The following is a 21,239-nucleotide window of genomic DNA, read 5'->3' on the forward strand; positions in this document are numbered from 1 at the left end:
TCGGCCCTTGCCGCGGGCGCGGCCTTGCCGCCGGCGACCATCGCCTCGACATCGGCCCGGACGATGCGACCGTGCGGGCCGGACCCGGCGACCGACGCGATGTCGACGCCGGCGTCCTTGGCGATGCGGCGTGCGAGCGGGGTCGCGCGGACCGCGCCGGCCTTGTCCACGGCGTGGATGGCGGGCGCGGCCTGCGCGGCAGCGTCTTGGGAGGACGCGCTGGTGAGGGGGGTGGTTGCTGCCGCGGCATCGGCGCCGGCGCCGCGATCCGTCGCGAGGACGGACGACGAGGCGCCAGCTTCCTTGTAGGTCTCGCCCGAGGCATAGATCCAGGCGACGGGCGAACCGACGGCGATATCCACGCCTTCCTTGCCGACGATGTCGCGGATCGTGCCCGCGGCGGGCGAATCGATCTCCATGGCGGCCTTGTCGGTCTCGATCTCGAACAGCAGGTCGCCCTGCTTGACCGTCGCGCCCTCGGCGACGAACCAGCGCGAGATCTGGCCGGTCGCCATGTCCATGTCGACCTTCGGCAGGATGACTTCGACCGGCATCAGCGTTGTCCGCGAACGAGGCCGCGTGCGGCGGCGATGATGTCCGGCGTCTGCGGGACGGCCGACTTTTCGAGTTCGGGATTGTAGGGGATCGGCGTCTCGGCGCCGCCCAGCCTGACGATCGGCGCGTCGAGATAGTCGAACGCCTCGCTTTCGGCGATCATGGCGCTGACTTCCGCGCCGATTCCCAGCGTCTTCACCGCCTCGTAGACGCAGAGCAGGCGCGAGGTCTTCTTCACGCTGGCGATGACCGTGTCCTTGTCCATCGGCCGGATCGTCCTGAGGTCCACGACCTCGACGTCGATGCCTTCTGCGGCCAGCGTCTCAGCTGCTTCCATGGCCTTGTGAACCATGATCGACGTGGCGACGATCGTCAGGTCCGCGCCCTCGCGCCTGATTTCGGCCTTGCCGATCGGAACGGTGTAGTGACCTTCAGGCACCGGGCCCTTCATCTTGTAGAGCAGCTTGTGCTCGAAGATCATGATCGGGTCGGGATCCGCGACCGCCGCGAGCAGCATGCCCTTGGCGTCGTGCGGCGTCGCCGGCTGGATGACCTTCAGGCCCGGCACGTGGCCGAGCCAGGCCTCGAGGCTCTGGCTATGCTGCGCGGCGGCGCCTGTTCCGGAGCCGGCCGGAAAACGCATCACCACCGGCACGGACACCTCGCCGCCCAGCATGAAGCGCATCTTGGCGGCCTGGTTGACGATCTGCTCCATGGCGAGCGTCGCGAAGTCCGAGAACTGGAACTCGAAGATCGGGCGCATGCCGGTCATCGCCGCGCCGACCGCGACGCCGGCGCCGCCGAGCTCGGAGATCGGCGTGTCCATCACGCGATCCGGCCCGAAGCGCTCGACGAGATCCCCCGTCACCTGGAAGGCCCCGCCGTAGACGCCGATGTCCTCGCCCATCAGGAAGACGCGGCTGTCCGCTTCCATGGCGATCGCCATGGCCTCCTGGATGGCCTGCGAATAGCTGAGCTCGCGCGGCATCGCGTCCATGGTTACGCCATCTCCGTGTAGACGAATTGTTCGAGGTCGGCGGCCTCAGGGGAGGGGCTCGCCTTGGCGAATTCGATCCCTGCCTCGATCTCAACGCGCACCGCCTCGCGGATGTCCTCGATGCCCTTGTCGTCGATCAGGCCGAATTCCTTCAGCTCGTTCTCGAACAGCGCGATCGGGTCGCGGTTGGAGATCCAGTCGTCGATCTCCTCCTTGGTGCGGTAGCGGTTGCGGTCGCTCTTGGAGTGGCCGCGGTAGCGGTATGTCTTGGACTCGATGAGGGTTGGGCCTTCGCCGGCGCGGGCGCGCTCCACCGCGGCGTGCGCGGCTTCCGCCACCTCGGAGAAGATGTTGCCGTTGACGATGACGCCCGGCATCGAATAGGCGGCGGCGCGGTCGGCGATGTTCTTTACCGCCGTCGAGCGGGCCGTCGACGTCGACATGCCGTAGCCGTTGTTCTCGCACACGAAGATGACCGGCAGCTTCCAGATGGCGGCCATGTTGAGCGCTTCGTGGAAGGCGCCCTCGTTGTTGGCGCCGTCGCCGAAGAAGGAGATGACGACCTTTCCGGTCTTCATGCGCTTGGCCGAAAGCGCTGCACCCACCGCGATCGGGATGCCGCCGGCGACGATGCCGTTTGCGCCGAGATTGCCCATCGATACGTCGGCGATGTGCATCGAGCCGCCGCGGCCCTTGCAGTAGCCTGTCGTCTTGCCGAAGAACTCGGCGAACATGCGCTTAACGTCCGCGCCCTTGGCGATGCAGTGGCCGTGGCCGCGATGCGTGGAGGTGATCTGGTCCTGTTCCGTCAACGGCATGCAGATGCCCATGGCGCTGGCCTCCTGGCCGATCGACAAGTGCATCGTGCCGTGGATCAGGCCGCGCATGTAGCTGTCCTCGGCCCCTTCCTCGAAGCGGCGGATGAGGTACATCTTGCGCAGAACGTCCTTCAGCTGCTCCTGGCTGTAATGCCGGTAGGCGAAAGGCAGGTTCGTCTGCTGTTCGTCGGCGAGCTTCCTCGCAGTGGCCATGCTCATGCTCCGTAGACCAGCTTGTCCTGGCGTGCCCTTAGCTCCGCGATCTTGGAACCCGCAGCCGGGGCGGCGTTGTCGTAAGTGATCAGGTCGCCTTTCTTGATCGGCGCGGTGACCGAACCGCCCTGCAGCAGGCCGCAGGGGATTGCCTTCGAGGCGCGGGCTTCAGGCGCCGTCATGATCCAGGCGCGGTAGCAGTACTCGCCGATCGCATCGAGCTTTTCGCCCGGCTGCATGTCTTTCTTGGCGACCGCGCAGACCTCGGCCACCGGCTTCGCCAGCGGCACCATGTCGGCCTTGCCATAGAGCGCGACGCGCGCACAGGTGAGCGGCACTTCGAGCGAAGTCAGGTGATAGGGGCGGTGGAAGGTGAAATACGGGCCCTTGCCCATCTTCAGGTCTTCCATGCGCTCCGAGATGCGCGGGTGCGACATGTCGGCGATCACGAAGACGCCCGGCGCAACGCCCTTGCCGATCGAATAGTCGACCACGCCGACCTTCGACAGAACGCCGCCGTCCTTCTCGGGGACCAACGTCCTGGACAGTTCGCCGAGCGTTGCCGCCGGGCCGTGCATGCCCGGCTTGTCGGGCACCAGGCCGGTCGCGTTGGCGATTGCCGCCATCTCGACCATGGTCTTGGAGCCGTCGACGAACTCGACAAGCATGCGCACGTTCATGTGGCGGCGCGCGGCCTCTTCCTCATAGGCGGGCGGCGTCGCGTCGATGTTGAGCGGATTGTTCTTGCCCTTTCCGGCAGCGACGATCGGGTGGCCCATGGCGGACACGAACTCGATCAGTTCCATGCAGGAGGACGGCTCGTCGCCGGCGCCGAGCGAATAGGTGACGCCAAGGCGATCGGCCTCGCTCTTCAGATAGGCGCCGATGGTGACGTCGGCCTCGACGTTCATCATGACGAGATGCTTGCCGTGCTCCATTGCGCGCAGGCCGATCTCGGCGCCGACAGCGGGCACGCCGGTCGCGTCGATCACGACGTCTATCAGGTCGTTGCCGATGACCAGGCTTGCGTCGCCGGTGACGGCGATCTTGCCGGCTTCCATCGCCGCGGTCACTGCGGCGGCGGACCCGGCTTCCGCCGAATGTCCCTTCTCCTGGTAGGCGATGTCGACGGCCTTGACGGCGTTGGGGATGTTCAGTTCGGCAATGGCGCCGATCTCGATGCCGTCCATGTGCGCGACGCGGGTGACGATGTCGGTGCCCATCTCGCCGGAGCCGATCAGCCCGATGCGGATTGGCTTGCCGGACTTGCCGCGTTCCCTCAGGTCATGCGCCAGGCCGGTTGGTGAAATGTTGATGGTCATCGCGCGAACTCCTCCTCGTTCCGGCCGCCAATCCCTAGTGAACATATGTCTTTCAAGCAAGCGAAATGTTCACGTCGGGCAAAATAGCTCTGGAAACCGTGTCGGGCGATCCGCGGGTAGGCGAGGGGCCGAGCAAATGTGTCAAAAAGGAGGCCATTGCCTGCCGGCGCCAGGTGGTGGGGCAGGGCGCAAGCACAACAAGCCTGTCAGGGGGATGGTGATCCCGATGCTGCCGGCAACCGCCGGACGCAGGGTTTCCGTCAGTTCGCGCCGTTCGGTCGGATGACGAGCCGGAAACCGAGATGCGAAGTCGAGGTATCGACCGGCTGTGCCATACGCGCGGCGGGCCGGTAGCGCCGGCAGTAGTTCGGGGCGCAAAGGTGGGAGCCGCCCTTCGTCACCTTGCGGGGCACCTTCGCCGGGTCGCGCGGATCGAGGCTCGCTTCGCGTTCGCCGCCGCGCGGATTGGAAGCGGTGCAGCATGGGCTGTCGATCTTGCCGTGTTCCTGGTACCAGTCGGACGTCCACTCCCAGACGTTGCCCACCATGTCGAACAGGCCGTAGCCGTTGGGCGGATAGGAGCCGACGGGGGCGGTGTATTCGAAGCGGTCCTCGAGCGTGTTGCGGTAGGGGAATTCGCCTTGCCAGGTGTTGGCCATGTGAACGCCGCCGGGCGCGAGTTCATCTCCCCAGGGAAAATCGGTGCCGTCGAGCCCGCCGCGCGCCGCGAACTCCCACTCCGCCTCGGTCGGCAACTGCACGCCGGCCCAGCGGGCATATGCTTTCACGTCCTCGAGCGCCACGTGCACGACGGGGTGGTCCTTCAGCTTGGCAATGGAGCTTGCCGGCCCGCGCGGACGCCGCCAGTTGGCGCCCGGCACGTAGGTCCACCAGTTGTAGTGGTTGCTCATGTCCACCGGACCGGCCGGCTTGCGGAACACGGTCGACGAGGGAACCAGCATTTCCGGCAGTGCGTCGGGGTAGTCGTCGGGATTGGCCGGCCGCTCCGCTACCGTCACATATCCGGTTTCCTTCACGAACCGCTCGAATTCGCTGTTGGTCACCGCGTATCGGTCGATCCAGAAGCCATCGACGGCGACGCGATGAGCCGGCGCCTCCTCGGGGTAATGCTTGTCGGACCCCATCAGGAAATGTCCGCCTGCTATCCAGACCATGTCCCGCCCGGGAGGAGCGGCGCCGGAAGCGTTGGCTTGGGGTGCTGCGGTCATCTGCCACCTGTCAGGCTTGCTGGTCGTTTGCGTTCGCGCGGGCGTGTCGGACCCTGCGCCTGCCGCACAGGGTATCGGTACCGAGGCCGGGCGAAAAGGCCTGCACGACGCGGATGTTCTTGATGCAGGGCGCTGTCGTTAGTTTCGGGGTCGTCGCGTGCTGTTTCGCTTCAGGCGTCGTCGAAAACCGTGTTCCAGTCGTCCATCATGCTGACCAGCGTGATGCCGTATTCGTCTGCCTGGTCCAGCGCCCTGGCAAGGGGGTCGAGCCTGAAGTCACGGTCATAGGCGAACTCGCGGCCGGCGTCGTCGTGATGCAGGATCAGGCCGAGGCGCGCGCCCGGACCGCTCGTGCATTGGCGCAGCATGTCGAGGTCGCCGTCCGAATTGCCGAACGCCAGGGTCGGGCGTCGGCCGATATGCTGGTGGATGGTTGCCGGCTTCGCCCCGCCGCCATCGAAGCTGTCGCGTTCTTGCTGCCTGACGACTTCGCCGCGGCATTCCCTGAACTCGAGTCGCGTCCTCGCCGAAGAGCCGATGACCTGTTCGGGCGGGATGCCGTACAGTTCCCCGGCGATTGCGCGGACCAGGTCGACGTCGCCGTCCGATACGATGAAGATCTTGAAACCTTTGGCGCGCAGGTATCCGACGAGTTCGACCTGCGGGACGTAGGTCAGCGTCTTGAGCGGCCTGCCAAGGTTCAGGTGTCGTCCGTTCGCGACCCAGTCACGGGCACAGGCCGCGACCTCGTCCTCGGCCATGCCGGCACGCGCGAACCCGGCGAGTTCCCGCAGTCCCTTCTTGCCGAACATGGCGATCACATCGCGATCCTGCTCGAGGCAGCCCCGGAACAGCGCATTCCGTTTCAGTTCGGGGTCGGAGCGGGCCAGAGCGTCCAGCCGGTCGCGCGCGAAATGGAACTGCACCTGGAACGGCTGTTCGCACCACAGCGTGCCTTCGTCGTCGAACGCTGCGATGCGTTCGGCGGGCGCTACAAAATCGGGACTGCCTTGGGTGGCTATGCGCGCGACGAAATCGAGGATCGCGGATTTCGCCGCGCCGTCGTTCCACGACGGAAGTGGATCTGCGCTCATGCTCGCCTCACCACGTTGCCGGTCGCCGGCACTCCCGGCCGGATCACACCATCGGGCCCGGGCGGTCATCCCGTCAATGCCTGCGGGGCGCCGGGGCTTCCACCGGCTGCCCCCAAGGTGCCGGAAGCCTTGCTTCCGATGGTTGCGGCTTGTTTGGTCGTCATCGCGGGGTAGGGCAGTCGGACATGCGCGATCCCTGCCGCGGTCGCTGGTCGGCAGAAGTCGCTTGACCGCGACTTGGTTCTGCGCACTATCCGAAGGGTAGCGGCGAAGTAGCAATGGCGACGAATACTTCACGGAGCGTTTCATTTCGGGCGCGGCGGTCATGACGACCGGATGCGGCAAGTCGATAGTGCTTGCGGCATCCGCCGTCCTTGTCATTGCGATACAGGCGCCTCTCCATGCTCTGGCCGGGGCGACAGCGCCGGCGAAGCGGGCAGGGTGCCTCGCTCTGGCATTTCTCTGTCTCTTCAGCGCCGCGCTGACGGCGCCGGCGAGCGCCGAGGAGCCGGAGGCGCCCGCGTTCCGCGCATGGACCGGTGATCTCGACAGCATGGAAGAACGCCGGCTCGTCCGCATCCTGGTTCCCTATTCCAAGACGATCTATTTCATTGACGGCGGCGACCAGTTGGGAACGGCGGTGGAACTGGGGCGCGCCCTGGAGACGTGGCTGAACAAGAAATTCCGGAAAACCGCGAGCGTGGACCGCTTCAACGTCGCGTTCGTGCCGGTCGCGCGCGGCGAACTGATCGATGCGCTGGTCGATGGCCGCGGCGACATCGTGGCGGCCGACCTGACGGTGACGCCGTCGCGGCGGGAGCGGATCGATTTCTCCGACCCGCTGGCGAGCGGGGTCAGCGAAGTGCTGGTCACCGGGCCGGCCTCGCCTCCGGTTTCGTCGCTCGACGATCTCGGCGGCAGGACCATCTACGTGCGCAGCAGCAGCAGCTTCCACGAGCATCTTGGCGAACTCAACGCCGAACGCCTTCGCGCCGGGAAGCCGGAGATCGTCGTTGCGCCGATCGACGAGAACCTGGAAGACGAGGACATCCTCGAAATGGTCAATGCCGGCCTTCTTCCTTGGGCTGTCGCGGACCGCTTCACCGCGGCCATCTGGGCCGAGGTGTTCGACCAGATCAAAGTCCGCGACGACATCGCGATATCGGAAGGCGGCGACATCGCGCTCGGCATCCGCAAGGACAGCCCGCTGTTGCGAGACGCGCTTTCGGGTTTCGTGAAGGAACACAAGATCGGCACGACGTTCGGGAATATCCTCAGGAAGCGATATTACAGAAGCGACAGGATGGTGCGGCGGGCCTATGAGCCGGCCGAGTCTGCGAAGTTTCAGGCCATGCTGCTGCTGTTCGAAAGATATGCCGACCAGTATGATTTCGACCCCCTGCTGCTTGCCGCGCAGGGCTACCAGGAATCGCAGCTCGACCAGAGCCGCAGGAGCCCACGCGGCGCAGTTGGCATCATGCAGCTGCTCCCCTCGACCGCGGCAGACAAGGCGGTCGGTATAAAGGGCATAGCGCAGAGCGCGGAGCGCAACATCGAGGCCGGCGCGAAGTACATGCGCCATCTCTCGCAGACCTATGTCGATGGAGACGACCTCGCCCCGCTCGACCGGATGCTTCTGACGCTCGCGGCCTACAATGCGGGTCCGGGCAATCTCAGGAAGTTTCGCCGAGCCGCGGCGGATCTGGGGCTGAATGCGGACGTCTGGTTCGGCAACGTCGAGAACGGCGCAGCGAAGATTGTGGGCCGCGAGACCGTCCAGTACGTCAGCAACATATACAAATATTACATCGCCTATTCGATGTACCTGGAACAGAGTAGAGTACGTCAGGAAGTCGTTGAAAACCAATCCGCGGATGGATCGCCCGAAACAGGGAAGGACATAAGATGAGTGTGTTGGATCTGACGGCCATTGCGAGGCTGATCGTCGCTGCGACGCTGGCCACGGGCACGGCCCTGTCGGCGTCGTCGGTGCTTGCCCAGGAGCAGCAGGTGGCGGCCGCGGACGCCGCGGCCGACGAGGAGAGTTCGCCGGCGCCCCTGAGCGACGACGAGATGGAAATCCTCGTGGCGCGCATCGCGCTCTACCCCGACGAACTCATCGCGCTGATTTCCGGGGCATCGCTCTACCCGCTGCAGATCGTCGAGGCGTCGCGGTTCCTCGATCAGTACGACAAGGACAAGAGCCTCAAGCCAAAGGACAACTGGGACGGCAGCGTGATTTCGCTGCTCAACTATCCGGAGATCGTCCGGATGATGAGCGACGATCTGCAATGGACGCAGGAGTTCGGCGACGCAATCGCCTACCAGCAGAAGGATGTGCTGGTCGCCATCCAGCAGTTGCGCGATGAAGCGGTTGCCAACGGCGTCATCAAAAGCGACGACAAGGTCGAGGTGACGACGGAGAACGACAACGTCGTCATCCGGCCGACCAATCCCGAGGTTATCTACGTTCCGCAGTATGAGCCGCAGATGCTCTACGAGCCGAACTACGTTCCCGCCCCGATCACCTACTATCCCGATCCTTATCCGCCCTATTGGTATCCCGGCGCGACCTTCTTCGCGGGCGTCGTCACCGGCGCTGTCTGGGGCGCCGTCGTCGACTGGGACGACTGGGGCGTCTGGGGTGGCCACTGGAACGGGGGCGACATCGACATCGACTGCAACCACTGCTTCAACCACAACGACTTCAACGGCAAGCTCAATTTCAACGACGTCGACTGGAAGAACATCGATCGCGACAAGATCAAGATCGACCGCGACAAATTCAACAATTTCGACCGCAACAAGTTCAAGGACCGGGTCAAGAACAATGGCGACAACGCCATCCGTGACCGCGCGCGCGACATCAAGAAGGGCGACAAGGTCGCAAATCGCGTGCCGGGCAAGGCGGGCGGCACGAAAGACGTGCGCAAGAGCATGCAGGACGGCCTGAAAGGACAGGCAACCAATCGCCCCAACCTCGACAAGCGACCCGGCGGCGACAGGCCGAGCATCGACAAGCGCCCCGGCGGCGACCGGCCGAGTGTGAACCGCGACCGGCCGAAGCCGGCAAAGGTCGACAGGCCCGTCGGCAAGCCGAAGGCCGGCGCGAAGATCGACAACCGTCCCAAGAAGCCTTCGAGCCTCGGCAGCCCCAACCGCGGCAAGACCGCCAAGGTCAACTCCAAGCGCGGCGGCAAGTCGATGGGCGGAGGTCACAAGGGCGGCCCCAAGAAGATTCACAAGGGCGGCGGGCGCGGCGGCGGCCATGGCGGCGGACGCAGGCGTTGAGCGGAGGACAGGAGATGACCATGAAAACCATGCTTCGTACCAAGCTTTCCCGCTCGGCCTGCGCAGTCGCACTGGCAGTGGGATTTGCCGCAGCGCTCCCGGTGGGAGCGTTCACCCAGGATGCGACGGCCCCCGAGGTCGCCGCTCCCGATATCGACTCGCTGGCGGCGGCGACCGAACCGCCGGCCTTCGCAACGCCGGAGGCTGCCGTCGATGCGTTCAAGAAGGCGCTGGAGGCGCCCGACGCCGGCCCGCTCGCGGAACTGCTCGGCCTCGACGCTGAGAAGCTCAAGGCGGACGAGAACACCGCGGAAACCTATGCGGCGATCAAGGAGGGGGCAGCCAAGCGGGTTGTTCTCGACAGCGCAGGCGACAGGCGGACGCTGCAGATCGGCGACAAGCTCTGGCCGCTGCCCTTCCCGCTGGTGAAGTTCGACGACGGCTGGGCGTTCGACACCTTTGCCGGGCTCGAAGAGGTGGTGAACCGCCGCGTCGGCGAGAACGAACTGCAGACCATCGCGACGATGCATGCTTATGTCGAGGCGCAGGACGACTATGCCTCGGTCGACCGCGACGCCGATGGCGTCGAGGAATATGCGCAGAAGCTAATAAGCTCAGAAGGGACAACCGATGGTTTGTACTGGCCGACCGACGATGTGAACGGCGAAAGCCCGGCCGGCGATCTCGACCAGGATCAACTCGACGCTGCCGCGGCAGGCGACGGCTATTTCGGCTACAAGTACAAGATCCTGACGGGGCAGGGCGACAACATCGCGGGCGGCGCCTATGACTACGTCATCAACGGCAACATGATCGCCGGTTTCGCGCTGATCGCTTGGCCTGCCAAATATGGCGAAACCGGCGCGCATACCTTTGCCGTCAACCAGCAGGGCATCGTCTACGAAATCGACCTCGGCCCGGCCACCGGGGACATCGTCAAGTACATCGATCGCTTCAACCCGGACGAAGCCTGGGAGATCGTGACCGACTAGCCCGTGTTTGCGCCGACCCCGGGCCCGTCGCCCGGGGCCGGGAACCGTGCAGGAGCGTCGTCGCCGCTTGCGGCGGGGGGGACACCATGACCGCCAAGCAGGAGCAGATCACCGATTTCCTGGCCTCGCACGGCGGACCCTTCTATGAACTGCAGGCCCGGCTTGGACTGCTGCGCGCGGATACGCTCAAGGTGCGGTCCCGTGCCGCGATCTTCGTGGCGATTGCTTGGGGCGTACCGCTGTTGCTCGGCCTTCCCGGCAGTCTCTCTTTGCACGAGGAAGGCATCCGGCCCTATCTTCTCGACCCCAGCGCCTGGGTCAGGTTCTTCATCGCCATCACCGCCTTCATGCTAGCGGAGGAGCAGGTGGAACGCGGGTTGCACAGCAAGCTGACACAGTTCCTCAGGGCGCCACTCCTGGACCCCGCGTCGATCCCGGAGGCGGTTGCATCGGTGTCGCAAGCGCTGAAGAAGCGCGATTCCCGTCTGGCTGAACTTGTCATGCTGATCCTTGCCGCATGTGCCGGGATTTCGTCCTATTCTCTGCTCGCCGCGGCCGACACGTCCTCCTGGGCAGCCCTCCATGGCCCCGACGGGGCCCGGCTGACAATCGCAGGCTGGTGGTCGGTCGGTGTAAGCCTGCCTCTCTGCTTCTTCCTCCTGTTCCGGGGGCTGTGGAGGCACTTCGTCTGGTCCCGTCTGCTGCGCAAGATCGCGCGGCTCGACCTTCGCCTTGTGGCCACCCATCCCGACGGCAAGGGCGGCCTTGGTTTTCTTGCGGAATATCCGAACGCCTACATGCTGTTCGTGTTCGGCATGAGTTCGGTGATCGCCGCGGCGATCGCGAAAAACCTGGTGCACGGGGACGTCCAGATATCCGTACTCAGCATGGTCATGGCCGGCTGGCTTGCCATCGTGCTCCTGCTCTTCGCCTATCCGCTTTCGGCCTTTTCTGCGCCGCTTTCGACCTTGAAGAAGCGCGCCATGCTGTTGCTCGGCGCGCAGGCCACGCGCTACCACAGGGCGGCAGAGCGCAAGCTGCTCGGTCAAAATGTCGTGGCCGACAGCGGCAGCGAAGCTGAGGAGGATGTCCCGGATCCCACCAAGGTGTTCGAGACGACGCGCAAGCTCTCCTCCCTCCTTGTAACCCGCTCGGCGATCGTTCCGGTTACTGCGGCCGCCCTGATCCCCTTCGCCATCGCCGGCGCCGCGTGGCTGCCCTACAAGGAAGTCTTCTCGGTTCTCAAGAAGCTGGTGCTGATCTAGCCTCCGTCGCCGGACAGAATCTCGAGGGCGGAGGAAAGAATGGACGCACTTCAGGGCTGCGTTGCGGTGATTACCGGCGCGGGGCGCGGATTGGGCGCCGCCTTTGCGCGGACACTTGCCGAAGCCGGTTGCGACCTCGTGCTGTGCGGCCGCAACAGGGCCGATCTCGACGGTGTCGCAGACGCCATAACCCGGAATGGCGGCCGACCTGCGCAATCGGTGGTGCTGGATCTGGCCGACGCGGCAGGCGTGGCGCGGGCTGTCCGCGAAATCGAGGCGGCGCAAAGCCGCGTCGACCTGCTCGTCAACAACGGCGCGATGTGGCTGGAAGCCGGCCCCGAGCCCTATGACGCGGCCGCCGTGGTTGGGGTGGTCAATGCGGCGATCACGGGGACTTTCCTGTTCACCCAGGGCCTGATGCCGCTTCTGAAGGCGTCGGCCCGGCCGGACGTCGTCACGATTGGATCCGTCAGCGGCCTGCCTAACGCCGCCCTGCAAACAGTCTCGGTGCCGTTCTATGCCGCAAAGCGGGGACAGTCGGCACTGGCGGACGGCTTCAGGCAGACATTTGCTGATACGAAGATCAGGTCGATTGCGGTGCACCCTCCCTATCTCGACGACGTTCATCCAGGCATGCCCGACTGGCATGAGGCGGCCCGGCGTCACAAGGGCCAGCGGGCAACCACCCGGGACGTCGTGGAGGCCGTGCTCTTTGCAGTGACGAGGCCGCGCCATGTTTCGCTCGATATCGTGATCGATACGGACGACGGCGGGCTGTTCTAGTCTCTGCCCCGCTGTCGCGGTTTCGGCGGGCCTGTTTCCGCTCCAGCGAGCGCAGATTTTTCAATTGACAGATTTTTCTGTCTATTCCAGTCTGGGCCATGGCCCCGGACAATACAAGGCTACTGGAGAGTATCGAGCAGGCTCGCATGGCCCTGACGCCACTGCGGCGGACGCTGCTCGAACTGCTGAGGGAGCCAAACTCGGCAAGTCGTCTGGCGCGCAGCCTCGACGTGCCCCGCCAGCGGATCGGGTATCATCTCAAATGCCTGCAGGAGGCGGGTCTGATCCAGGCGGTTGGCGAAGTGCAGCGTCGGGGCTTCGCGGAAAAGCTTTATTCGACGGCGTCGTCCGCGCTGGTGATCGATCCCCAGATTCTGGGTTCGGCCGGGCGGAGCGAGATCGAGAAGCAGGACCGCTATGCGTCCGGGCATCTGATCGAGGCGGCTGCAAGGATGGTGCGTGACGTGTCGAGGATGGAGAGCGCAGCCGCCGAAGAGGGATCGCGGCTGCTGACCTTCACCATCGAAACGGAGATCGCCTTCGCGCGGCCGGCGGACATCGAGCGCTACGCAGCCGACCTCGCAGACGCCTTGCATGCGCTCGCGTCGAAATACGGGCGGGGCAAGGCCGGGAAACGCTACAGCGTGGTTGTCGGCGGGCACCCGGCGCCCGCCGCTGCGGAGGAGAAGAATGTCAACTGATTCGGATGCTGCGGAGGGCGGCTCGGACGTCCGGGAGCGCGTGCTGGTCGAAGTCACGATCTCGGCTCCGGTCGATACCGTGTGGCGCGCCCTGCGCGACCCGGCTGAGGTCGCCCAATGGTTCGGCTGGGGCGGCCCCGACGCCGGTGCGGAGATCGAAGCCATTTTCGGGCAGGGCGCCGCAGCCGACGAAGCGATGCGCACGATCGCGTTCATCGGCACCGACGATCGTTTCGAGCTCTCGTCGGCAGGCGACGCGACCATCGTCCGGGTGGTGCGTGCCCTTGCTGACGGCGACGACTGGTCGGACGTCTACGAGGACATGACCGAGGGATGGATCGGTTTTGCCCATCAGCTCGCGTACATGGTCGAGCACGCGCGCGGCAGGGATAGGCGGGTGTTTCACCTGTCGGGCGATGTCACGACAGCGGGAGGCGAGGGATTTCTCGAACTGCTTGGCCGGCGTCTCGCCCGGCACGCGACCGGCGCAGGCGCGCTTGGCGGTCCGCGCGTGCTGCGGCTGTCGAGGCACCAGGTCGGCGCACATGTCGGCGAGCCTCTGGACATGCTGGTCATCGGCGTCGAGCGGCCGCCCGCCGACGGGGCGCCTGCTGGAGGATCGCTGACGGTCTCCGCCTACGGGGCGGACAAGGCCGGTTTCGACGCGGAGCAGGAAGCCTGGCGTCGTTGGTGGTCGAAACACCTGTCGTTCGGGCCGGCGACCTGCGGATAGCCGTGACAGCAGCGCGGCCCAAGGTTCCGGCGGTCTGAGCAAGGAGGAACGGAATGGACCGGATCACTGGCGGTTGCCTCTGCGGCGACGTGCGCTTCGAGACGTCGGGCCGCCCGTACCGGGTAGGCATCTGCCATTGCATGGACTGCCGCAAGCATCACGGCGCCCTGTTCCATGCGTCGGCGATCTTCCCAGAGGAGGCGGTGACGGTCGAGGGCGAAACGCGCGACTATGCCGGGCGGCATTTCTGCCCGCGCTGCGGCTCGTCGGTATTTGCGCGCAGCGGCGACGAGATCGAGGTGAACCTCGGCTCGTTTGACGCTCCTGACCGCTTTCTGCCGACCTACGAACTCTGGACCGTCCGCCGCGAGGCCTGGCTGCCTCCGTTTCCCTTGGCGAGACGCTATGAGCGCGACTGCGATCCGACGGACCGTTTCGAGGGATAGCCGTCGCATTCTACACTTATGCGATGGGTGCGACGAGCGCCGACAGCCAGTCGGCGGACGAGATAGCCGCCGTCGTCGGCTACGACACCCAACCGTCTTCCGGCGTTTGTTCGAGCGTGCGACCGGGCTGACGCCGGGCGCCTAAAGGAGGATGGGCGCCTATCGGAGGATGTTCCGTCCACGCGCCGGCGCGACCGGCGGGCAAGTGCTTGAACGGGCTGGTTGAATCCCAAGCCTAGCCCTATCAGAAGCCTGAGATTGATTTCTCGACCTGTTTCAGGCGACCACCCCTGATCTGGTAGAGCGGCATCGAGCGCTCGCTCGCTCCGTCGGCGCGAAACCGGAACAGTCCCGTCGATCCTCGAAATCCAGTTTTGTTTTCGATCACCTGGCGGGTGAGCCCTTTGGGTCCGAGCGCCCGCGCAACACCCGAGGTCAGCGCAACCATGTCATAGGCATAGGCGACGTTGACGTCCGGCGCATAGTTGAAAGTCGATTTGAAGCGGGCTTCGAACGGTTCGATTTCAGCAACGTCGAGCGCTGCGATATAAGCGCCTTCAAGCAGCGGGTCGCTGATCGGATGGGCGAGCCAACGGTTTGTGCCGACAAGCGCGACGTTCCTTCCAAGCAGCCCCTTCGAGCGCAGCATCGATGCGAGTATCGAAGGATTGGTTGCGCCGCTCGCAACGATCACCGCCTCCGGCTTCTCGACCAGCGCCTGCACGTCGGAGACGGCCTTCTCCGCGCCGGCGCCCGTCGTCCTGTATGGCATCGTAACCGCGAGTGTGGCGCCGTAGATGCTTAGGCTGTTGGCAACGCGCTTGGAGATCGCGTCGGAGTCGGCGCCATCGGCCACAAAAAGCACGAACTTGCGCATGCCCTTGGCGGCTTGCGCAGCGGCGGCGGCGGCGGCGCTGTCGGCCTCGGAAAGACGGACCGAGTAGACGCCTTTGCTGCCGGCGAAGTTCTCTGCCAGCGCGAGTACGGGCGGACGCTTGTCACCGGTTATCCGCGCAAGGTGATTGGCCGCGGGCAGTTCCGTCGGGCCTATGACGGCCTTGGCGCCTGAACTCATCGCCGCGACCGCCATCTTGCGCGCAAGTGCTGCGTCTCCGCGTGTATCCTCGATCGTCAGCGTGACGAACTCATCTCCCATGTCCGCCATGGCCAGTTTCGCGCCATCAAGCATTTTGCGGCCTTCCTCGCCGGCGTGCCCGGCTGCCGACAGAGGCAGAAGCATCGACACATGCATGTTGCCCTTGCCAAGCGCGATCGGCTTCCTTGGCGAGCCATGCGCCGGCGTCGCCTGCGCTCCGCTTGATCCCGATCCCGGGTCGAGCGCATCGGCGATGTCGCCGCCCGACTGGCAGGCAGCGAGAGCGAACAGCAATGCCGGAACGAACACTCCCAGCAATGGCAGTCCGGTCATGCGACCGCGTGACATTCGTCTCCCCCCGACCACTGCCGGTCCGTTCAACCGACCCCACCTCGACTATTGCCGCGTCTGCGGCGCTTTTGCGCCCGGCAAGTCCGCTATGACGCAGGTTGCACAGCAAAGCATGCCATGGGCAAGGTTACCACCTCAATACGAGTGCGGACGGCCCCGGCCGGGCACCCTGTCTTGAATAAAGTTTTATTCAAAGGCTATTCTGCAAATTTTTGAAATATTATCCAGTATATTTTGCAGTAATTTGACGAAAGAGACCTAGTGTCCGCTCGGAAAGGGCGGGTCTCATGAAGAATAGACAAGGCATCATATCTTGCATCGTCCGGCGGACAAGGCTTGTCGCCGCAAGCTGCTTCCTTGTTGTTGGCGCCGGTGAAGCTGCGATGTCGGAGGTTCCGGAGGCGCCCACGTTCCTTGATGGCATTCGACTTGCCGCAAGCGGGGGCGCCGAGCCCGCTGGCGTCACGCGGGTCTATGCGGCTTATGACAAGGAGGCGATCGGCAGATATCTGCGACCGCCAGAACACCCGGGCGTCGATCCGATTCAGACGGCGGCCATTGTCCCGGGCGCGTTCCGGTCCATGGCCATTCCGATGAAAAACTTCCCGGTTTCGAAACGCTGGGCGCCGATCTACCGCGCCATCAGCGGATGTGCCGGCAACGCCTGCGACCGCAAGAGCCCGGGTTTTGCAGAACTGGTCGATCTCGCGCGGCACGACGCATTCCTTGCCAAGCTCGACCGCGTCAACCGCGGCGTCAACCGGCTGATCGCCTACAAGCGCGACGTCGCCAACTACGGCAGCCTGGATCACTGGGCGAAGCCGGAGCAGATTCTGAAGCGCGGGGCGGGCGATTGCGAGGATTTCGCAATCTTGAAAATGGCCGCGCTCCTCGATGCCGGGGTGCCTGCGCGCAGCATGTCGCTGGTGGTTCTTCACGACACCGAGAAGCGGGTGTTCCATGCTGTTCTGACGGTAGCGACCGGCAGCGGCACCTTCGTCCTGGACAATGTGCGTGATCGCGTGGTGAAGGACGTCGATCTGCCCAGCTACCTGCCTCTCTATTCCTTCAGCACAGATCGTGCCTGGATCCACGGTGCGAAAGGCGGCGGAACGCGGGTTGCCGGGTCCAACGCGGGCTATTCCGCCGTCGTGCCCGGTGAGGGGCCGGCCGCAGGACTTACCTCCCCCTGAACCCGGCGAGTTCCGCGCAGCAATGAGCCTGCGGGGCGAGGGCGCGACTTAGCCAAACACAAAGGCCAGCAGCACGTCGGAATCGACGAGCGGCGCGCGGACGATGCTGAGTTGCGCGCGATAGCGCCGGTCGGCCATTCCGATCACGAAACCGGTCACCACTGGGCGCTCGCGGTCGGACTCCAGCCTGGCGAAGATCTCCGAGACGTTCAGGTCGAGAGCGAGCCTCAACCCCTGGCGGTCGTCCTCCGCCTGCGCCATCGGCAGTTGCCGCCTCACGAGAGACTGGAACGACGGATTGAATGCCAGGATTTTCTTCGACGAGGAAAGCGCGAAGGCAGGCGATGGACAAGCCGTCAGCAGCGTACTGACGGTCTTGAGGGAGGCGACCTCCGTGTATTTCGCGTTCTCGTCAGCCAGGGCGCGCGAGCAGGCAACCCTTATCGCCGAGGTCAGATTTCCCGCGTCGGGCACGGCGTTCGAAATGTCCTCGACGAGTTGACCGACGGTCGTCCTGCGGCTCTCCGCAAGCCGCTTCAGCAACGACCAGAAGAACCGCTCCATGCGGACCCCGCGACGATTGCCATCGCGCACCACGACGCGGAACTCTGCTTCCACGTCGTCAGGCGTGAGCGGGGGCGGATCTCCCGCGGGGCCGGATGTCATCCGGTCATCTCTCGCGCATCGCTTCGTCGCGAGCCTTGTTGATCGGCTTCAGAAGGTAGCTCAGGATGGTTTTTCGACCCGTCATGATTTCGACGGTGCAGATCATTCCCGGGATGATCGCATAGGACTTGCCGTCCTTGACGAGGGCCGAATTGTCGGTGGACACGCGCACTTGATAGTACGGCTCGCCTGAGTTCTGGTCGACGAGGCTGTCGGCGGTGATGTTGGCGACTTCGCCTTCCAAACCGCCGAAAATCGAAAAGTCATAGGCCGTGATCTTGATCAGCGCCTTCTGCCCCGGACGGATGAAGGCGACGTCTCGCGGTGAAACGCGTGCTTCCACCAGCAGCGTCTCCGAAGTCGGCACGATGCCAGCCACGACCGCCCCGGGCTGCACGAAGGCCCCCAGCGTATTGAGTTCAAGCGTGTTGACGATGCCGTCGACAGGCGAGCGGATATCGGTTCGCGCGACGCGATCGCTGGCGCCGCGGATCGTTTCGTCGACGACCGACAGCTCGGCAAGCGCCTGGGTGAGTTCGTCGAGCGCTTCCTGCTGCAGTTGAAGTCCGAGTTCTTCGACCTGCAGCTTCGCTTCCTCGATCGCGGCCTCGGTGCGCTTGATGGTTTCCGCCGCAAGCGCAACCTGGCCCTTCAATTCCGTTTGCTCGCGATCGACGCGCAACTGCTCGGTCTGCGCCATCAGGCCGCGCTTGACCATTGACCGGACAAGCTCCGCCTCCTTGTCGCTGACGGCAACGTTCTCGGTCAGGCGCTTCTGGTTGGCGAGCGCCTCGTCGAGTTCGGTCTGCCGCTGCTCGAGCCGCGCCTTCAGCACCGAGAGCTTGTTGGCGGAGTTCTCGGCGCGGGCCACAAGCAGCTTCTGTTCATTGTCGCAGACATCAGGCGATGCCTTCTCGATCTCTTCGGGGCAGGTGAACGGCTGGCCGATGTTTCCGGCCTGCTCATGCTTCAGTCTCGCAATCCGTGTCCGGAGCGTGCGCGCCTTCGCCTGCTGTTCACCCAGGCTCGACACGGTCATTGTGTCGTCAAGGCGGATCAGCAGGTCGTTCTGCTTGACGACCTGGCCGATCTTGACGGCGATTTCCTGGACCACGCCGGGTTCGCTGGCCTGGATGATCTGCGTCTTGGAGGCCGGAATGACTTTGCCGTCGCCGCGCGCGATCTCGTCGACCTCCGCATAGGAGGACCAGACGAAAAAGGCGACGAACAAGGCCGCGATGATAAAGATGGTCGCCGACGCGAAGAACGGCGGGCGGTCTTCCCTGGAGAACATTCCCAAGCCTGTCACATGCCGACTGAAATCAATAGTCCCCTGTCTCAGCCATTGGCCTTCTGCAGGGCCCTGATGACCTCTTCCTTCTTACCGTCTGCGACGATCCTGCCCTGGTCGACGACGACGAGCCGATCGACGATTTCCAGCATGCTGTAGCGGTGCGTCGATATGATGAGCGTCGTATCGTCGTCGAAGGCCTGCTTGAGCTGCTTGATCAGTTGGCGCTCCGACGCAAGGTCCATCGATCCGGAAGGCTCGTCCATGAAGACGATCTTCGGCCGGGTGAGCAAGAGGCGCGCGATCGCGACGGCCTGTCGCTGGCCGCCGGAAAGATTGGTGCCGCGCTCGCCGACATTCATGTCGTAGCCGCGGGGATGGCGCGAGACGAACTCGTCCACGCCCGCAGCCCTTGCCGCTTCTATGATCTCCTCGTCGGTGGCGTCCGGCCTCGCCATCAGGAGGTTGTCCTTCACGGTGCCCGAGAAGAGATCGCCCGCCTGTGCGACGACGCCGACCGCGGCGCGCACCTCCGAAGGGTGGTATTGCCTGACATCGATGCCGTCGATGAGCAAGTCTCCCGAAGTGGGCAGGAAGAGCCTGCCGATCAGTCGACCAAGCGTCGTCTTGCCCGAACCGATGCGCCCGATGATGCCGATACGTTCGCCAGGCCTGATGGAGAGGTTCAGTCCCGACAGGACTTCGGCGTCGGTGCCGGGATAGGCGAACCCGACATTCTTGAACGTCAGCGCGCCGGAACGGATCGGCCGGTTGACGAACCCGACCGTATCCGGCCGGTCTTCTGGCTGGCTCATGATCGAGTTCAGCACGCGCAACGACAGCATCGCCTGGCGCAAGCGCGACAAGGTGATCGCAATCTGGCCGAGCGGCGCGACCGCGCGCCCCGCCAGCATCACGCTGGCGATGATCGCGCCGGTCGATACCTCGCCCTTGGCGAAGGCGTAGGCGCCGCAGACGACAATTCCGACCGTCACCATCTGTTGGACGAACTGCATGATGTTGGCGGTCGCGGCCGACAGGCCTTTGATCCGCTCGGACGTGTTGGCGGCGTTCTTGGAATGCTCGCGCCACTTCCGGAGCAGGTAGGACTCGGCGCGAAGCGACTTGATCGTCTCGACGGTGGACATCGACTCGACAAGCAGCGCCTGCCGTTGCGCAGCTTCGTTCATCGCCGCCGCAACACATTTGCCGATGCGCCGCTGTGCCTCGAGGCCAACAATGATGGAGATGACGAAGGCCAGCGCCGGGACGATCACCAGCCATCCGGCTACTGCATATATGACCAGCAGGAAGACCAGCACGAATGCGGTGTCGATGAAGGTGCTGATCGTGTTTGACGTGAAGAATTCCCTCACGAACTCATACTGGGTGACACGGCTTGCATATTCGCCGGTCGAGGCGGGACGAGCGGCAAGAGACGTGTTCAGGACCTTTTCGAAAAGCAGGTAGGAGATCCTGAGATCCGCCTTGCGGCCGGCATGGTCGATCAGTGCGGCGCGCGCCGTTTTCAGCAGCAGGTCGAATAGGATCGCCACGCTGACGCCGATCGCCAGCACCCAGAGGGTCGAGGTCGCCTTGTTGGGAAGGATACGGTCGTACACGTTCATCGTGAAGATCGGCACGGCGATCGCGATCAGATTGATGAAGGTCGCGGCCAAGGCAACGCGATAGTAGGAACGCCAGAAGTCGCCGAGCGTGCCGAACAGCCAGTGGCGGCGCTCGATCGTCTGCGCCAGTCCGACAGTCATGTCCTCGGCGGAATTGAGGTAGGAAATGGAGAAGGAGACGCCGGCCACGATTTGGCCGACCAGCAGGTCTGCCTTGCTTATGGAGGTGCGGCCATCCTCCTGCGGCGCGGTCGAATAGCCGTTGCGGTCGGGACTTTCCGCCAGGAGCGCGACGGGCGCCCGGTTGTTGCGAAAGACGATTGCCGGCAGGTCGAAGCGGCCGTTCCGGAAGCCTCGGCCGTCAAATTCGGTGACGTCCAGGCCGATCCTCTCGGCGATGTTTCGGATCTCGTCGATTTCAATGCGGTCGCCGGAGAGCGGGACGCCGGCAAACAGAACCGTCTCGGCGCTCGGTCGTCCGAGATAGGCCGCGACCGCCGCGAAGCATGACTTGAAGTCGTTGCCGGCCGGCCGGATGTTCTGGTGCTGGTTCACGGGGCGACCGCTTTCGCTGG

General features: G+C 64.6%; 19 protein-coding genes. 9 read left to right on the plus strand and 10 right to left on the minus strand.

Annotated elements, in window-relative coordinates; translation table 11 throughout:
- The 6 genes from ABUE31_RS21115 to ABUE31_RS21140 form a co-directional block, all read right to left on the minus strand.
- Positions 1-554 (minus strand): biotin/lipoyl-containing protein (locus ABUE31_RS21115; protein WP_367725733.1); only part of this gene is annotated, 554 nt, incomplete at its 3' end.
- Entirely contained in the window at positions 554-1,552 is a 999-nt protein-coding gene (locus tag ABUE31_RS21120; protein WP_367725734.1) for an alpha-ketoacid dehydrogenase subunit beta, read from the minus strand. The genes ABUE31_RS21115 and ABUE31_RS21120, both read right to left, overlap by 1 nt.
- Positions 1,553-1,554: 2 nt before the next feature.
- Positions 1,555-2,583 carry a thiamine pyrophosphate-dependent dehydrogenase E1 component subunit alpha gene (locus ABUE31_RS21125; protein ID WP_367725735.1) on the minus strand — a complete coding sequence of 343 codons (1,029 nt, stop codon included), beginning with the start codon at positions 2,581-2,583 and terminating at the stop codon, positions 1,555-1,557.
- 2 nt (positions 2,584-2,585) lie between these two features.
- Complete coding sequence (locus tag ABUE31_RS21130; RefSeq protein ID WP_367725736.1) at positions 2,586-3,905, minus strand: NAD(P)H-dependent oxidoreductase; 1,320 nt, start codon at positions 3,903-3,905, stop codon at positions 2,586-2,588.
- Positions 3,906-4,165: 260 nt separating this feature from the next.
- Positions 4,166-5,080, minus strand: coding sequence for a formylglycine-generating enzyme family protein (locus ABUE31_RS21135; protein ID WP_367725737.1), 915 nt, complete (start codon positions 5,078-5,080; stop codon positions 4,166-4,168).
- Positions 5,081-5,304: 224 nt separating this feature from the next.
- On the minus strand, positions 5,305-6,228 hold the full coding sequence (locus tag ABUE31_RS21140; RefSeq protein WP_367725738.1) for an HAD family hydrolase: 924 nt from the start codon (positions 6,226-6,228) through the stop codon (positions 5,305-5,307).
- Between the two features lie 325 nt (positions 6,229-6,553).
- Here ABUE31_RS21140 and ABUE31_RS21145 point away from each other — a divergent pair, with 325 nt between their 5' ends.
- The 8 genes from ABUE31_RS21145 to ABUE31_RS21180 all read left to right on the plus strand — a co-directional run bounded on the left by ABUE31_RS21145 (position 6,554) and on the right by ABUE31_RS21180 (position 14,439).
- The gene (locus ABUE31_RS21145; RefSeq protein WP_367725739.1) at positions 6,554-8,137 is read left to right on the plus strand and encodes an MltF family protein; all 1,584 of its coding nucleotides are present in this window, start codon (positions 6,554-6,556) and stop codon (positions 8,135-8,137) included.
- Positions 8,134-9,519, plus strand: coding sequence for a DUF3300 domain-containing protein (locus ABUE31_RS21150; RefSeq protein ID WP_367725740.1), 1,386 nt, complete (start codon positions 8,134-8,136; stop codon positions 9,517-9,519). Before ABUE31_RS21145 ends, ABUE31_RS21150 begins: the two co-directional genes overlap by 4 nt.
- A gap of 20 nt (positions 9,520-9,539) precedes the next feature.
- Entirely contained in the window at positions 9,540-10,511 is a 972-nt protein-coding gene (locus ABUE31_RS21155) for a DUF2950 domain-containing protein (protein WP_367725741.1), read from the plus strand.
- A gap of 86 nt (positions 10,512-10,597) precedes the next feature.
- A complete protein-coding gene (locus ABUE31_RS21160) occupies positions 10,598-11,776 on the plus strand; it encodes a hypothetical protein (protein ID WP_367725742.1) in 1,179 nt (392 codons plus the stop codon).
- Positions 11,777-11,815: 39 nt separating this feature from the next.
- Entirely contained in the window at positions 11,816-12,559 is a 744-nt protein-coding gene (locus ABUE31_RS21165) for an SDR family oxidoreductase (protein WP_367725743.1), read from the plus strand.
- Positions 12,560-12,705: 146 nt separating this feature from the next.
- Positions 12,706-13,260 (plus strand): ArsR/SmtB family transcription factor, encoded by a 555-nt coding sequence (locus tag ABUE31_RS21170; protein WP_367725744.1) that lies wholly within the window; start codon positions 12,706-12,708, stop codon positions 13,258-13,260.
- Complete coding sequence (locus ABUE31_RS21175) at positions 13,250-13,993, plus strand: SRPBCC family protein (protein ID WP_367725745.1); 744 nt, start codon at positions 13,250-13,252, stop codon at positions 13,991-13,993. Before ABUE31_RS21170 ends, ABUE31_RS21175 begins: the two co-directional genes overlap by 11 nt.
- 53 nt (positions 13,994-14,046) lie before the next feature.
- Positions 14,047-14,439, plus strand: a complete 393-nt coding sequence (locus tag ABUE31_RS21180) for a GFA family protein (protein WP_367725746.1) — start codon at positions 14,047-14,049, stop codon at positions 14,437-14,439.
- Positions 14,440-14,683: 244 nt separating this feature from the next.
- Here the strand turns inward: ABUE31_RS21180 and ABUE31_RS21185 are convergent, their stop codons facing one another.
- Positions 14,684-15,883 (minus strand): ABC transporter substrate-binding protein, encoded by a 1,200-nt coding sequence (locus ABUE31_RS21185; protein ID WP_367725747.1) that lies wholly within the window; start codon positions 15,881-15,883, stop codon positions 14,684-14,686.
- A 386-nt stretch (positions 15,884-16,269) separates the two neighbouring features.
- Here ABUE31_RS21185 and ABUE31_RS21190 point away from each other — a divergent pair, with 386 nt between their 5' ends.
- Positions 16,270-17,079, plus strand: coding sequence for a transglutaminase-like cysteine peptidase (locus ABUE31_RS21190; protein ID WP_367725748.1), 810 nt, complete (start codon positions 16,270-16,272; stop codon positions 17,077-17,079).
- 48 nt (positions 17,080-17,127) lie between these two features.
- On the opposite strand, the gene ABUE31_RS21195 is transcribed toward ABUE31_RS21190, so the two are convergent.
- From ABUE31_RS21195 to ABUE31_RS21205, 3 genes are read right to left on the minus strand one after another with little or no spacing between them, the layout of a single operon-like run.
- Positions 17,128-17,745: a ribbon-helix-helix domain-containing protein gene (locus tag ABUE31_RS21195; RefSeq protein WP_367725749.1), complete on the minus strand. Its 618-nt coding sequence runs from the start codon at positions 17,743-17,745 to the stop codon at positions 17,128-17,130.
- Between the two features lie 4 nt (positions 17,746-17,749).
- Entirely contained in the window at positions 17,750-19,039 is a 1,290-nt protein-coding gene (locus ABUE31_RS21200) for an HlyD family type I secretion periplasmic adaptor subunit (RefSeq protein ID WP_367725750.1), read from the minus strand.
- 44 nt (positions 19,040-19,083) lie between these two features.
- Positions 19,084-21,219 (minus strand): type I secretion system permease/ATPase, encoded by a 2,136-nt coding sequence (locus tag ABUE31_RS21205; protein ID WP_367725751.1) that lies wholly within the window; start codon positions 21,217-21,219, stop codon positions 19,084-19,086.
- Positions 21,220-21,239 lie beyond the last annotated feature (20 nt).

The organism is Mesorhizobium marinum, assembly GCF_040813675.1.
GTDB lineage: Bacteria > Pseudomonadota > Alphaproteobacteria > Rhizobiales > Rhizobiaceae > Mesorhizobium_K > Mesorhizobium_K marinum.

Coding starts and splice junctions, on each gene's coding strand:
- ABUE31_RS21170 (WP_367725744.1), top strand. CDS start 12,706: ATGGCCCTGACGCCACTGCGGCGGACGCTGCTCGAACTGCTGAGGGAG.
- ABUE31_RS21175 (WP_367725745.1), top strand. CDS start 13,250: ATGTCAACTGATTCGGATGCTGCGGAGGGCGGCTCGGACGTCCGGGAG.
- ABUE31_RS21185 (WP_367725747.1), bottom strand. CDS start 15,883: ATGTCACGCGGTCGCATGACCGGACTGCCATTGCTGGGAGTGTTCGTT.
- ABUE31_RS21145 (WP_367725739.1), top strand. CDS start 6,554: ATGACGACCGGATGCGGCAAGTCGATAGTGCTTGCGGCATCCGCCGTC.
- ABUE31_RS21135 (WP_367725737.1), bottom strand. CDS start 5,080: ATGGTCTGGATAGCAGGCGGACATTTCCTGATGGGGTCCGACAAGCAT.
- ABUE31_RS21130 (WP_367725736.1), bottom strand. CDS start 3,905: ATGACCATCAACATTTCACCAACCGGCCTGGCGCATGACCTGAGGGAA.
- ABUE31_RS21160 (WP_367725742.1), top strand. CDS start 10,598: ATGACCGCCAAGCAGGAGCAGATCACCGATTTCCTGGCCTCGCACGGC.
- ABUE31_RS21155 (WP_367725741.1), top strand. CDS start 9,540: ATGAAAACCATGCTTCGTACCAAGCTTTCCCGCTCGGCCTGCGCAGTC.
- ABUE31_RS21120 (WP_367725734.1), bottom strand. CDS start 1,552: ATGGACGCGATGCCGCGCGAGCTCAGCTATTCGCAGGCCATCCAGGAG.
- ABUE31_RS21140 (WP_367725738.1), bottom strand. CDS start 6,228: ATGAGCGCAGATCCACTTCCGTCGTGGAACGACGGCGCGGCGAAATCC.
- ABUE31_RS21200 (WP_367725750.1), bottom strand. CDS start 19,039: ATGTTCTCCAGGGAAGACCGCCCGCCGTTCTTCGCGTCGGCGACCATC.
- ABUE31_RS21180 (WP_367725746.1), top strand. CDS start 14,047: ATGGACCGGATCACTGGCGGTTGCCTCTGCGGCGACGTGCGCTTCGAG.
- ABUE31_RS21190 (WP_367725748.1), top strand. CDS start 16,270: ATGTCGGAGGTTCCGGAGGCGCCCACGTTCCTTGATGGCATTCGACTT.
- ABUE31_RS21125 (WP_367725735.1), bottom strand. CDS start 2,583: ATGGCCACTGCGAGGAAGCTCGCCGACGAACAGCAGACGAACCTGCCT.
- ABUE31_RS21195 (WP_367725749.1), bottom strand. CDS start 17,745: ATGACATCCGGCCCCGCGGGAGATCCGCCCCCGCTCACGCCTGACGAC.
- ABUE31_RS21165 (WP_367725743.1), top strand. CDS start 11,816: ATGGACGCACTTCAGGGCTGCGTTGCGGTGATTACCGGCGCGGGGCGC.
- ABUE31_RS21150 (WP_367725740.1), top strand. CDS start 8,134: ATGAGTGTGTTGGATCTGACGGCCATTGCGAGGCTGATCGTCGCTGCG.